Source organism: Dactylosporangium sp. NPDC000555 (assembly GCF_040300025.1).
Classification (GTDB): domain Bacteria; phylum Actinomycetota; class Actinomycetes; order Mycobacteriales; family Micromonosporaceae; genus Dactylosporangium.
Map to the genome: position 1 here is coordinate 15,435 of NZ_JBEPDB010000016.1, position 13,659 is coordinate 29,093.

Consider the following 13,659-nt stretch of genomic DNA (forward strand, 5'->3'; position numbering starts at 1 on the left):
ATGCACACCAACGACGCGCGCATGTTGGCAACGGACTCTGCGACGGCCGGTTCGACGATCGGGATGGGGACGGGGACGCGATGAACGGATTGGCGGTCGCCTGCCGGCGGGTCGTGCACATCTACCGGGCCGAGGCCGGCGACGTGGTCGCGCTGGCCGGCGTCGACCTCTCGATCGCCCCGGGGGAGACGCTCGCGCTCGTCGGCCCGTCGGGTTCGGGCAAGTCGACGCTGATCGCGCTGCTCGCCGGGCTCATGCGCCCCTCCGCCGGCCGGGTCAACATCGGCACGTACGACATGGGCAAGCTCTCCGACGGCGAGATCGCCCGGCTGCGCGGCACCGAGATCGGCGTGGTGCTGCAGGGGGCGGCGCGCAACCTGCTGCCCTACGCGTCGCTGCACCGCAACATCTGGCTCGCTCAGCGGCGGGCCGCCCGCACCGAGGGCATCAAGCTCGACGACCCGGACCGCATCCTCGACCTGGTCGGCCTGCCCGGGCTCGGCCGCGCCCGCATCGACGAGCTGGCCCCCGGCGCCCGGCAGCGCGCCGCGCTCGCCGTCGGCGTCGCCGCCGGCCCCGGGCTGCTCCTGGTCGACGAGCCCACGAGCCAGCTCGACACCCACGGCCGCGACGAGGTGCTCGAGGCCCTCGAGACCGTCAACCGCGAGCGCAACACGACGATCGTCGTGGTCACGCACGACGGCGAGGTCGGCACCCGCCTCGGCCGCGCGGTGACCATCCGCGACGGGCGGGTCGGCGCCGAGGGGCGCGACGGCCAGGACTTCGCGGTGGTGGCGGGCGACGGCACGGTACAGCTTCCGCCGGAGGTCCTCGGAGACTTCCCGCCCGGCACGCTGTTCACCGTCGAGCACATCGACGGGGCCGTCACGCTGGTGGCGGGTGGATCCGACAGGTCACTCGCGGCGGACCACCTGGGACACGTGCAAAACTAGGGCCATGACCGACCCACGCCAGTCTCAGTCGATCTTCAGCCGCGGGGCCGTGGACCTCGGCGCCCTGGCCCGCAGCAATGCGGCCGCGGCGCAGCGGGCCGCGCAACCGGCCTCGCAACCGGCCTCGGCGGCACCAGCCGGCGCCAACGTAGTCGACGTCACCGAGGCGACGTTCCAGAACGACGTCATCCAGCGTTCGCTGACGGTGCCGGTCGTCATCGACTTCTACGTCGAGATGAGCGCGCCGCATCAGCAGTTCTCCCCGCTGCTGGCGAAGCTGGCCGCCGAGGGCAACGGCGCGTGGGTGCTCGCCCGGGTCGACGTCGAGGCCAACCCGCGCCTCGCGCAGATGTTCCGGATCCAGAACATCCCGTTCGTCGTCGCGATCGTGGGCGGGCAGCCGGTCGACGCGTTCAACCAGATGCTGCCGGAGCAGCACCTGCGCCAGTGGATCGACGCCGTCCTCAAGGCCGCGGGGGTGGAGGTCGAGCAGCCCGAGGACCCGCGGCTGCTCGCCGCGGACGACGCCATGGCCGACGGCGACCTCGACGCCGCCGAGGCCGCCTACCGCAAGATCCTCAGCGAGACGCCGACCGACGCCGTGGCCGAGTCCGGGCTGGCGCAGGTCGGGCTGCTGCGGCGTACCGAGGGCGTGGACATCGCCGGCGCGCTCGCCGCCGCGCAGGCCGCACCCGCCGACCTCCCGGCGCAGTTGCTCGCCGCCGACGTCGAGGTTCTCACCGGCGAGGCCGACAAGGCGTACACGCGCCTGGTCGACCTCATCCGCCGCACGGCGGGCGACGAGCGGGAGACCGTGCGCAAGCACCTGGTCTCGCTGTTCACCGTCGCCGGCCCCGACGACCCAGCGGTCGCCAAGGCCCGCCGGGCACTGGCGAGCGCGCTCTTCTGACGGCGCCCGCCGTGCGCCGGATCGCCGTCGTCGACGCACCGAGCAACCTGGGGCTGCGGCCACCGACCGCCACCTCGGTGCCCGGCTGCGCCAAGGCGCCCGGCGCGCTGCGCGACCACAACCTGCTCGCCCGCCTCGGCGCGCGCGACGCGGGCTGCGTCACCCCGCCGCGGTATGACCCGGCGGGGTGGCAGCCCGGCGACGGCGTGGCCCAGGCGGCCGAGATCGCCGTCTTCGTCCGCCGCCTAGCCGACCGCATCGGCTCGATCCTCTCCTCGGGTGACTTCCCGCTGGTCCTCGGCGGCGACTGCTCGATCCTGCTCGGCGCCGGCCTGGCCATGCGCCGCTACCAGCCCGAGCTGGGCGGGCGCATCGGCCTGGTGTACGTCGACGGCCACTCCGACTTCCGCCACGAGGGCAACGCCTCCTACGTGGGCGCCGCCGCGGGCGAGGCCCTAGCCCTCGCGACCGGCCGCGGCCAGGCCAACCTGTCCTCGATCGAGCAGCGCCGCCCGTATTTCCGCGACGTCGACGTGGCGCTGCTCGGCATCCGCACGCACGACGAGTACCGCCTGGACCTGCAGGCGGCCGGGATCGTCGCCCGGGCCGTGCCGGAGCTACGCTCGGACGGCGCCGCCCGCTCGGCCCAGTGGGCCCGCGACCAGCTCCGCGACTGCGCGGGCTTCTGGGTGCACATCGACGTCGACGTGCTCGACCCGGCCGTGATGCCGGCCGTCGACGCTCCGGACGTGGGCGGCATCGCCTACCGCGAGCTGGAGATCCTGCTCAGCGGCCTCGTCTGCGACCCGCGCTGCGTCGGCGCCCAGGTGACGGTCTTCGACCCGGACTACGACCCCGACGGGCAATACGCGGCGGAAGTCACCGACGTCCTCGTCGCCGGCCTCGAGCCGCTCATCACGTCCTCCGCCCTGGTCGCCGCGTCGCCGGACCCGGTGATCTCGGCCCCGCCGTTCGCGCCGCCGGTGTCCGCGCCACCGGTCTCGGCCCCGCCCTTGACCACACCCCGCACGCCGACCTCGTTCACGTCGCCCATCGCATCCCCCACGCCGCCCCCATCCTGGTCCTCGTCTCCGTCTTCTCCGTCCTCGTCTCCGGCTTCCGTGTCTCCGTCTCCGTCTCCGTCTCCGGCTTCCGTGCCTCCGTCCCCGTCCCCGGCTTCCTCGTCCCCATCCCCGTCTTCGGCTTCCTCGCCCCCGGCCTCTCCGTCCTCGTTCCCGGCTTCCTCGTCCTCGTCTCCGGCCTCCCCGTCCTCGTCCCCGGCCTCCGTGTTTCCGTTCCCGTCTTCGGCTTCCGTGTCGCCGGGCACGCCTTTCGGGCCGCCGAGCCCCGTTCCGGCCTCGGTCTCCGCGCCGCCGGCCGTGGACCTGCCGGATGCCGGGCCGTTCGCGCCACCCGCCGCCGTCACCTTCGTGGCGCCCCTCGTTCCGCCTTCCGATTCGATCGATGATCCGCCCGATTCGCACGATCAATCGGATGATTCCGACATTTCCGAAATTGCGGATATCGGGCGAGAGGGTGAACCGATCGGGGCCGAGATCCTGGGCTCCTCGGGGACCGATACCCTGCGTGACGAGACCGACGAGGCCATGCGCGATGAGGCTCAACGCGATGAGGTCGTTCGCGAGGAGGCCATCGATGCGGGCGCCGGGGTCGAACAGGTCGTGGACGACGCGGGTGGCGAAGCGGCTTCGGGCGATCTCGACGCGGGCGAGCCGTGGGTCGAGGACGACGAGCCCGCCGAGGGCGAGGCACTGGATGACGAAAGTGTGGTCGAGCAGGACATGAGCGAAGGAGTGATGGGCGCGGTGTCGGGCACCGGGGACATGGGCGTGGGGCTGCTGCGGCCGCGGTCGAATCGGGCGGCCGCGCTGTCGCTCGACTCGCTGCCGCACGACTCCATGGGGCCCGGCGGGCTGCGGCCGCGCGGCGGCGGGTCGCCGTTCGTGCCGCCCCAGGGTATTCGCCGCCGTGGCGGGCCGGAGGCGCCCGAGTCGCCGCTGACCGACGCCGTGTCGGTGGCCCGGACCCCGGTCGACGAGGACGAGCCCGCCGGCTGATCGGCGAACGGCCGGCCCGGCGGACGAGTGCCGCGGGCCGGCCGTTTGCGTGCTGTGCGTGTGGTGGGGGTCAGCCGGTCGTCTGGAAGAACTTGCCGGCGATCGGGACGGCGGCCGCGGTCGAGGCGCCGCCGTTCTCGACGAACACGCAGAAGGCGATGTCACCGCGGTACCCCATGAACCAGGAATGGGTGTGCGCCGGATTGTTGTCGTACTCCGCGGTCCCGGTCTTGCCCCGCAGCTCGCCCGGCAGGTCCTTGAGCTGGTTGGCCGTGCCGTCCGTGACCACCTGGCGCATCATCGTCCGCAGCGCGTCCAGCGACGCCTGGTTGAGCTGCGGGCCGTCCGGTGCAGGGCTCTTCGGGGCCGGGTCGAGCACCAGCTGCGGCTGCTTCCACTGGCCCCGGGCGATCGCCGCCGCCGCGCCCGCCAGGATGACCGGGGAGACGAGGTTCGTGCCCTGGCCGAAGGCGGCCGCGGCCTGCTCGGCCTTGGGGCCGTTGACCGAGACCTTGCCGGTGAACACGTCAGTGCCGAGGTCCCAGGGGATGCCGATGCCGAGGGTCTGCGCGGTCTTGCCCAGGCCGTCGGGGGCGATCTTCGGGGCGAGTGAGGCGAACGCCGTGTTGCACGACTTGGCGAAGTCCGTGCGCAGCGGCACGCTGCCGAGCTCCTCGTCGTGGGAGTTCCTGAAGGTACGGCCGTCGACCGTGAGGTTTTTCGGGCAGTCGACGACGTCCTCGCCGGTCATGCCCTTGTCGAGCACGGCGAGGGCGGTGACGGCCTTGAAGGTCGAGCCAGGCGGCGTCTGGCCGGTGAGCGCGAAGTTGTTGGGCGCGGCGCCGGGGCCGTTGGCGAGGGCGACGATCGAGTTGTCGCTGACGCGGATCGCGACCAGGGCCGAGCGCCGCTGCTCGCCGGCCAGGGCCTGCTCGGCGGCGTTCTGCAGGTTGACGTCGAGGGAGAGCTTGAGCTGCCCGCCGGTCGTCGGATCGGTGGAGAAGAGCTGCTTGTCGGGCGTGCCCGTGGGCATGGGCACGACCACCTTGACGCCCGGCTTGCCCTGCAGGACGGATTCGTACCGCTGCTGCAGCCCGGACAGGCCGGTGACGTCGCCGATCTTGTACTTGCCCGGGTTCTTGTCCATGATCTCCTTCGTCACCTCGCCGGTCGTGCCCAGCAGGGCGCGAGCGAACTGCGCGGAGGGGGCGAGGGCCTGGGTCGAGTTGCGGGTGACCACGCCGGGCGTCGAGTTGAGCTTGTTGGCGACCCCGTCGTAGACCTCCTTGCGCAGCGTGACGATCTGCACGAAGGCGTCGGGCGCGGCCTTCTTCACCTGCTCCGGCAGGCCGGACAGGTCAACGGAGACCTTCGCTTGGGTGAAGGCGTCTGTCAGATTCTTGACCACGATGTTGATGTCGGTGATCGACCGCGGCTGGACGCCGATGAGGACGACGGGCTTGCTGCTCACGATCGGCTGACCGGCGCCGTCGAGGATGCTGCCGCGCGACCCGGCGGTCTTGCGTATCGCGAGCTTGTCCGTGGCCTCCAGCTGCGGGTTGATGGTCTTCGCATCGAAGATCACCGTCCACTGCTTGTCGACCCGCTTGGCGTCGACCGTGGTGTCGTACTCCCACACGGAGTCGGCGACGGGCCACGCCACGTGGGCGACGACGCTGCTGCGGTCGTCCTTGACCGCGGGCGAGCCCTTGAGAGTGAGCTTCGGCGGCTGTGCCGCCAGGTCGCCCGCGACCGTGGTCAGCAGCTTCTGCGCCGCCTCACCGGTCAGGGCCTTGCCGTCCGGACCCAGGAACTTCAGGCCCGAGATGTCGCCCTTCTGCCAGGCGCCGAGGAATGTGTTGAGTGAATCGTCCGGCGGTTTGCTGGAGCAGGCCGGCAGCGTGCCGAGCAGCGCCAGGGCGGCGACGAGTGCGGTGACGCGACGGATCGAAACGGCCATGTGGGCGATTCTGCGCCATGAAAGCCCTGATCCGCACGTCCCAAGATCCAACAAGTAGGACAATTCAGTACGCCGGGCCTCGGGTGGCGAACTCCCGTGCCCGAGCGTATTACGCCCCACGAGAACGTCTTAGGCTGAGCGGGGACAACCCACAACGAGGTGGGCGAGGGGAGAACAACCGATGGACCGGCCTGGGGCAACCCCGGTGAAGGACGAGGCACGAGGTTTACACGGCGGGCGAAACCCGGATGCGGGGCCCGAAGACGACGAGCTGGAGCAGTCAGTGCCCAACGCGGAGCACCTGGTCGCGGAGGCGGTCGTGCTGGCCACCGCGCAGGATGCCGACCCCGAATTGGTCGCGGCGTACTGGCGCCTGGTTCCCGATGAGGAGCTGGCCGCCTGCAATGTCGCGAAGATGGTCGAGGCGACCCAGTCGCACCTGGAGCTGGCGCAGCAGCGCCTCCCGGGCGAGCTGAAGCTGCGCCTCGGGCTGAGTGTGACCGGCGGCACGGCGGTGGAGATCGTCACAGACGACATGCCGTTCCTGGTCGACTCCGTGACCAGCGCGCTGTCCTCGCGCGACATTGACCTGAACCTGCTGGTCCACCCACTGGTGGTGGTGCGCCGGGCGCCGCTCGGCGCGCTCGAGGAGATCCGGGTCGGGGTCGAGCCCGAGGACACGATCGCCGGTGACCTGGTCGAGAGCTGGATCCGCATCGAGGTCGACCGCATCCGCGACGAGGCCGAGCTGGAGGAGCTGCGCACCGACCTGGCCCGCGTGCTCAACGACGTGCGGGAGGCCGTCGAGGACTGGGGGAAGATGCGCACCCAGGCCCTCGCCCTCGCTGACGAGCTGGGCAGCGCGCAGCTGCCGGTCCCGGACAAGGACATCACGGACTCGGTCGAGCTGCTGCGCTGGCTCGTCGACGACCACTTCACGTTCCTGGGCTTCCGGCAGTACAAACTGATCAAGGGTGAGCACGGCGAAGAGCTGCTCCAGGCGGTTCTCGGCAGCGGTCTCGGCATTCTGCGCGGCGACCAGGTCAAGCCGCGGGTGCTGTCCTCCATGACCGCGGAGGCCTACGCCAAGGCCCTCGAGAAGCGACTGCTGATCATCACCAAGGCCAACTCGCGGGCGACCGTGCACCGCTCGGCCTATCTGGACTACATCGGCTTCAAGCAGTTCGACGCCGACGGCAACGTGATCGGCGAGAAGCGCTTCCTGGGCCTGTTCTCCTCGGCCGCCTACCGCACCAGCGTGCGCGACCTGCCGGTCGTCAAGCGCAAGGTCGCCGAGGTGGTCGAGCGCTCCGGGCTGTCGCCGCGCAGCCACTCCGGCAAGGACCTGATGGAGACGCTGGAGACCTACCCGCGCGACGAGCTGTTCCAGATCGGCACCGAGGAGCTGCACAAGGCGGTCATGGGCGTGCTTCGCCTGGCCGGCCGCCGCCAGCTGCGCCTGTTCCTGCGCCGCGACGCCTACGGGCGGTTCGTCTCGTGCCTGGTGTATCTTCCCCGGGACCGGTTCACCACGCCCAACCGCCTGCGCATCCAGCAGATCCTGCTCGCCGAGCTCAACGGCGTGGGCGTGGACTACACCACCCGGGTCAGTGAGTCGAAGTTCGCCCGCGTGCACTTCATCGTGCGCACCGAGCCCGGCAACCCGCCCGGCGACATCGACGTCGACGCTCTCACCGAGCGCCTGTCGGAGGCGACCCGGCTGTGGGACGACGACTTCCGCCTCGTCCTGGAGCGCAAGCTCGACGACGAGCAGCAGGCCAAGGAGCTGTACCAGCGCTACGGCGCGGCGCTCTCGGACACCTACAAGGACGAACACACGCCGTACGAGGCCGTCAAGGACGTCTCGAAGCTCGAGCTGCTCGACGAGCCCGGGCAGTTGGTCATGCACGTGTACCGGCGCCGCCAGGACGAGACCGACATCCGGTTCAAGGTGTTCCGCTACGGCGAGCCGATGATCCTCTCGGCGGTCCTGCCCGTGCTGCACTCCCTCGGGGTGTGGGTCACCGACGAGCGGCCCTACGAGGTCGTCCGCGCCGACGGCACGATCTACCTGTACGACTTCGGCCTGCGGCTGCCCGCGGACTCCCGCGCGATCGCCGAGGTGCGGCCCCATCTCGAGAACGCGTTCACGGCCACGTGGCACGGCGAGGCCGAGGTCGACAACTTCAACACCCTGGTGCTCACGGCCGGCCTGACCTGGCGCGAGGTCGTGGTGCTGCGGGCCTACGCGAAGTACCTGCGCCAGGCCGGCACGGTGTTCTCGCAGGACTACATGGAGACGACGCTGCTGGCGAACCCGGCGATCGCCTCCAAGCTCGTGGCGCTCTTCGTCGCCCGCTTCGACCATCGGCTGCCGCTGTCCGACGCGGCCCGCTCGGAGTGGTCGAAGGAGCTGGCCGCGGCGATCAACGCCGACCTCGACCAGGTCACCAGCCTCGACCAGGACCACATCCTGCGCTCGTTCCTGCACCTGATCCAGGCGACCCTGCGTACCTCGTTCTACCAGCGCGGCGAGGGCGGCCGGCCGAAGTCCTACACGGCCTTCAAGCTCGACCCGCAGTCGATCCCCGACCTGCCGGCACCCCGGCCGCGTTTCGAGATTTTCGTGTACTCCCCGAGGTTTGAGGGCGTGCACCTGCGCTTCGGCGCCGTCGCCCGCGGCGGGCTGCGCTGGTCCGACCGGCGCGAGGACTTCCGCACCGAGATCCTGGGCCTGGTCAAGGCGCAGATGGTGAAGAACGCCGTCATCGTGCCGACCGGCGCCAAGGGTGGGTTCGTGCTCAAGCAGAACCCGGGGGACCGCGACGAGGCGGTGGCCTGCTACCAGCTGTTCATCTCGGCACTGCTCGACGTCACCGACAACCTCGACGGCGGCAAGGTCGTCCCGCCGCCCGACGTGGTGCGCCACGACCCCGACGACCCCTACCTGGTCGTCGCCGCCGACAAGGGCACCGCGACCTTCTCCGACATCGCCAACGAGATCTCGGTGCGGTACGGGTTCTGGCTCGGCGACGCCTTCGCCTCGGGCGGGTCGGCGGGCTACGACCACAAGAGGATGGGCATCACCGCCAGGGGCGCCTGGGAGTCCGTGAAGCGGCACTTCCGCGAACTCGGCGTCGACACCCAGGCGACCGACTTCACCGTCGCCGGCGTCGGCGACATGTCCGGCGACGTCTTCGGCAACGGGATGCTGCTGTCCCGGCACATCCGCCTGGTGGCCGCGTTCGACCACCGGCACATCTTCATCGACCCCGACCCGGACTCGGCCGCCTCGTACGCGGAGCGGCGGCGCCTCTTCGACCTGCCCCGCTCCTCGTGGGACGACTACGACCGGTCGCTCATCTCGGCCGGCGGCGGCGTGTTCCCGCGCACCGCCAAGTCGATCAAACTCTCCGCCGAGGCCCGCGCCGTGCTCGGGATCATCACCGACGGCCCGCTCACCCCCAACGACGTCATGCACGCCATCCTCGCCGCGCCCGTCGACCTGTTCTGGAACGGCGGCATCGGCACGTACGTCAAGGCGAGCAGCGAGTCGCACGCCGACGTCGGCGACAAGGCCAACGACTACATCCGGGTCAACGGCCGCGAGCTGCGGGTGAAGGTGGTCGGCGAGGGCGGCAACCTGGGCCTGACCCAGCGGGGCCGCATCGAGTACGCGCTCAACGGTGGCCGCATCGCCACCGACTTCATCGACAACTCCGCGGGCGTGGACTGCTCCGACCACGAGGTCAACATCAAGATCCTGCTCGACCGGGCGGTCGCCGCCGGCGAGCTGGAGGCCGGCGAGCGCAACCCGCTGCTGGCCGAGATGACCGACGAGGTCGGCGAGCTGGTCCTGCGGGACAACTACGACCAGGCGACCGCGCTCGGCAACGCGCGGGCGCAGTCGAGGTCGCTGCTGCCGGTACACAAGCGGCTCATCGCGGATCTCGAGCGTCGCGGGCAGCTGGACCGTGCCCTGGAGGACCTTCCGACCGACGAGGAGCTCGACGAGCGCGCGGCGATCGGGGTGGGGCTGACCTCGCCCGAGTTCGCCGTCCTGCTTTCGTACGTCAAGATCGTGCTCGAGCGCGAGATCCTCGACTCCGGCCTGCCCGACGAGGACTGGACCAACGAGGAGCTGGTCGGGTACTTCCCGACCGCGCTGCGCGAGCGCTTCGTGGAGGCGATGGCCGAGCACCCGCTGCGCCGGGAGATCATCACCACGTCGGTCGTCAACGAGGCGGTCAACCGCGGCGGCACGTCGTTCTTCCACCGCGCCTCGGAGGAGACCGGCGCCGGCGCCGCCGACGTGCTGCGCGCCTCGGTGGTGATCCAGGAGGTGTACGGCCTGGGCGAGCTCCGCCGGGCGGTCGAGTCGCTCGACAATCGGATGCCGACGTCCTCGCAGACGGCCGTCTACCTGGAGATGCGCCGCCTGCTCGACCGGGCCGTGCGGTGGCTGGTCTCCAACCGCCGGCTCCCGATCGACGTGCCCGGCGAGATCGCCCGCCTGCGCCCCGGCGTCGCCCGCCTGCTGCCGCAACTGGACACCCTCTTCCGCGGCCGCGAGCGCGAGGCGCTACGGGCCAACGCCGAGGGCCTGCGCGAGCTGGGCCTGCCGGACGAGATCGCCGATATCACCACCCGCATCATGTACGGCTTCGGCCTGCTCGACATCGTGGAGGTCGCCTCGACGACCGGCCGCGACGTCAACGAGGTCGCCACCGTCTACTACCTGCTCTCCGAGCGCTTCCGCGTCGACGACCTGCTCTCGCGGATCTCGGCGCTGCCGCGCGAGGACCGCTGGCAGACGCTGGCCCGGATGGCGCTGCGCTACGACCTGTACGCGGCGCTGGCGGCGCTCACCGCGGAGGTGCTCAACGCCACGTCTCCGGAGGCGGACCCGGAGGCCCGCGTCCATGAGTGGGAGCAGAGCAACGCGACGTCGATCGCGCGCACGCGCAACGCGATCGGCGAGTTCGGCGAGTCCCCGGGCGACCTGGCCGCGATCTCGGTCCTGCTGCGCCAGATCCGCACCCTGGTCCGCGCCTCGGCCGCCTGACCGCCCACCGGGTTGTGCATGATCGCGGAGCGTTCTGGTAGCGCCGCGCGACGGTTTCTCTCCGCGATCATGCCGGCCCCCGCCGGCTGGAGCGACGCACCGTGCAGCCGGGCCGGGCGCACCGCCGCGGCCGGCCCGGCCAACCCCCGGCCCGCAGCGCCCGGGCGACCTGCACTGCCGTAAGGCACGGCGCAGTGACGTCGACCCAGCCGTACCGCAGCGTCCGCCGGCCCTCGGCGGCCGACTCGTTGTCGCGCTCCCGGTCAAGACGGCGACGCTCCTCGGGGTGGTACGCGCTGCCGTCCAGCTCGACGATGGTGCCGAAAGCGGCGTACTCCACGTCGCGGTAGTGAATGCCGGCGCCCGCGCGCCTGACCTGCCGCCTCCCGGCCGGCAGTCCGTGCCCGCGTTCGACGTCACGTAGATACCGCCGCTCCAGCACGGAGTGCGCCCCGGCGGCCGTGTCGTCGAGCACCCGGGCGAGCGACGGCCGCCGCCGCACCTTCCTGCGCCGCGCCATCGCCTCGGCGAGACGCCGCGGGGTGGTGAGCCGGCGCCCGCACGCCGCGGTGATCCAGCCGACCGCGGTCTCGAGGTCGCCGGCCAGGTCAGTGAGGTCCAGCACAGTGTCCTCAATCCGGGTCCGGCGCAGTGCGGGCCCCGGCATCGTCGCGGAGGCGATCCGGCTGGAACGGTGCACGGTTACGCCGGGGATCGCGGCGATCCGGCGCTCGGACGGAATCGTGACGTGGATTCGCCGATCCGTCGTGTCGGTGAGCCCCAGCAGCTCCGCGGCGGTGCGATGGCTCAGCGCCGCGCCCCGTCCGGCGCGGAGCAGGACCGCCCACAGCAGCGCATCCCGGGGTAGCTGGCCCGTAAACGCCCAGTACACCCCGTGGAGGATCACGGACCAACGACCGGCCGTCAGACGGTGACGGATCGCGCCGTCGCTGAGACCGGCACGCCGCGCCTGGGACTTGGTGATCACCCCCGACTGCAGCCTGAGCAGATCTTCCAGCATCCGCTCAGGCTGCCGTCCCGGGCGGCGGTGCGGAAGACCGCGTCCGCACCTGTGGACAACCGCCTAGGCGGCCAGGCCCAGGGTCTCGGCGGCGGCGCGGCCGTTGGCGTGGCTCGCGCCCCAGGTGGTGATGAACGCCCGCGCGCCGGTCGGGCGCCAGGACGACGGCCAGCCCATCTCCACCACCGTGACCGCGTGCGTCCGCGTCAGGGCCTCGACGAGGGCGGGCGCGCCGGGCAGGCGGTGCACGTTGCGTCCCACGACCACGATCGGACGCGATCCGGCGCGGGTGCCCAGGTCGGCGGCGGAGGCCTGCGCGGCGACCACGCGGACCTGCTCCGTGGCGGTGACGTGCGGGCCGAGGCCCCACGGCACCCGTCCGGCCGCGATCGACGACTCCGACTCCAGCTGGACGATGAGCGGGGCGCGGCCGCGGTCGTGGCTGCCCTCGATGCGGATCGCGCCCAGCGCCGCCGGGTAGCCCAGGCCCGGCTCCTCGCGATCGGTGCGGTCGCCGGTGCGCGTCCAGGCGGCGAGTTCGGCCACGCGGGCCACGGCCTCCTCCAGGCGCTGCAGGGGGAGACGGCCGTCGTGCACGGCGGCGACGATCTCGTCAGCGCAGTCGTTGGTGATCCGCTCGTCGATGTCGGCGCCGATGCACAGCAGGTCGGCGCCCGCGGCGAGGGCGAGCACGGCGCCGGCCGGGATGCCGCCGGCGTAGCGGGCCGCGCCGAGCATCTCCAGGGCGTCGGTGACGACGACGCCGGTGAACCCGAGTTCACGGCGCAGCAGGTCGACGAGGACGGCCCGGCTGAAGGTGGCGGGGGCGTCGCCGGTGAGGGCCGGGACGCGGATGTGCGCGGTCATGATCGACTTGGTGCCGGCCTCGATCGCGGCGACGAACGGCGGGAGCTCGCGGCCGTCCAGCACGTCGCGGCCGATGTCGACCGTGGGCAGCTCCAGGTGCGAGTCGGCGAGCGTCGCGCCGTGGCCCGGGAAGTGCTTCGCGCACGCGGCGACGCCGGCGCCCTGCAGGCCGAGCACGGCGGCGGCGGTGTGGATGGCGACGGCGTGCGGGTCGGCGCCGAAGCTGCGGGTGCCGATGATCGGGTTGTCGTCCGCCGTGTTCACGTCGACGGTGGGCGCGAGGTTGAGGTTGATGCCCAGCGCGTCGAGCTCGGCGCCGATGGTGCGGTACACCCGGCGGGTGACGGCCGGGTCGCCGAGCGCGCCCAGCGCGGCATTGCCCGGGTAGGGGCTGCCGAGCCGGTGCGCGAGGCGGGTGACGTCGCCGCCCTCCTCGTCGATGGCGATGAGCACGCCCTCGCGGGTGGCGTGCAGGCTCGCGGTCAGCGCGGCGAGCTGATCGCGCTCGACGATGTTGAACCCGAAGAGCAGATGCCCGGCCATCCCCTCGGCGAGGAGGTCCACGGCCCATGCCGGGGCCTGCTCCCCGCGGAAGGCGCCCAGCAGAGTGCCAAGGGCCAGCCGGCGGAGTCCGGGATCGGTCGACACGATTGTTTCCCCCCTCAGCGCGAGACGAGTGCCGCACACTCGTCATATGCGCTATTTACGATCGTAAGAGCTTTCGATCAGGTGCGTGTGGGCCGACCGGGTGGTCCGACCGTACGCTTTCCCAATAGGCTGCTTGTGGCACGCTAATAGGAAAGTT

The 13,659-nt window shown here is 71.7% G+C and carries 6 protein-coding genes and 1 pseudogene; 4 read left to right on the top strand and 3 right to left on the bottom strand.

From position 1 onward, the window contains the following. Positions 1–80: 80 nt before the first annotated feature. The 3 genes and pseudogenes from ABT297_RS13120 to ABT297_RS13130 all read left to right on the top strand — a co-directional run. Positions 81–953 (top strand): ABC transporter ATP-binding protein, encoded by an 873-nt coding sequence (locus ABT297_RS13120; protein ID WP_350548337.1) that lies wholly within the window; start codon positions 81–83, stop codon positions 951–953. A gap of 4 nt (positions 954–957) precedes the next feature. Further along, a complete protein-coding gene (locus ABT297_RS13125) occupies positions 958–1,863 on the top strand; it encodes a tetratricopeptide repeat protein (RefSeq protein WP_350548339.1) in 906 nt (301 codons plus the stop codon). 11 nt (positions 1,864–1,874) lie between these two features. Then, positions 1,875–3,122 (top strand): annotated as a pseudogene (locus ABT297_RS13130) (arginase family protein); the annotation flags it as partial. Between the two features lie 889 nt (positions 3,123–4,011). On the opposite strand, the gene ABT297_RS13135 reads toward ABT297_RS13130, so the two are convergent. Beyond that, on the bottom strand, positions 4,012–5,901 hold the full coding sequence (locus tag ABT297_RS13135; protein WP_350548341.1) for a penicillin-binding transpeptidase domain-containing protein: 1,890 nt from the start codon (positions 5,899–5,901) through the stop codon (positions 4,012–4,014). Between the two features lie 181 nt (positions 5,902–6,082). Here ABT297_RS13135 and ABT297_RS13140 point away from each other — a divergent pair, with 181 nt between their 5' ends. Further along, positions 6,083–10,966: an NAD-glutamate dehydrogenase gene (locus ABT297_RS13140; protein WP_350548343.1), complete on the top strand. Its 4,884-nt coding sequence runs from the start codon at positions 6,083–6,085 to the stop codon at positions 10,964–10,966. A 67-nt stretch (positions 10,967–11,033) separates the two neighbouring features. Here the strand turns inward: ABT297_RS13140 and ABT297_RS13145 are convergent, their stop codons facing one another. Together ABT297_RS13145 and ABT297_RS13150 are read right to left on the bottom strand one after the other, a co-directional pair. Further along, positions 11,034–11,987: a type IV toxin-antitoxin system AbiEi family antitoxin domain-containing protein gene (locus tag ABT297_RS13145; protein ID WP_350548345.1), complete on the bottom strand. Its 954-nt coding sequence runs from the start codon at positions 11,985–11,987 to the stop codon at positions 11,034–11,036. 63 nt (positions 11,988–12,050) lie between these two features. Beyond that, positions 12,051–13,502, bottom strand: a complete 1,452-nt coding sequence (locus ABT297_RS13150) for a glycoside hydrolase family 3 protein (RefSeq protein WP_350548347.1) — start codon at positions 13,500–13,502, stop codon at positions 12,051–12,053. Positions 13,503–13,659: the final 157 nt, after the last annotated feature.

Excerpts from the sequence above, each read along its gene's own strand:
- ABT297_RS13120 (WP_350548337.1), top strand. The coding sequence starts at position 81 with ATGAACGGATTGGCGGTCGCCTGCCGGCGGGTCGTGCACATCTACCGG.
- ABT297_RS13125 (WP_350548339.1), top strand. The coding sequence starts at position 958 with ATGACCGACCCACGCCAGTCTCAGTCGATCTTCAGCCGCGGGGCCGTG.
- ABT297_RS13135 (WP_350548341.1), bottom strand. The coding sequence starts at position 5,901 with ATGGCCGTTTCGATCCGTCGCGTCACCGCACTCGTCGCCGCCCTGGCG.
- ABT297_RS13140 (WP_350548343.1), top strand. The coding sequence starts at position 6,083 with ATGGACCGGCCTGGGGCAACCCCGGTGAAGGACGAGGCACGAGGTTTA.
- ABT297_RS13145 (WP_350548345.1), bottom strand. The coding sequence starts at position 11,987 with ATGCTGGAAGATCTGCTCAGGCTGCAGTCGGGGGTGATCACCAAGTCC.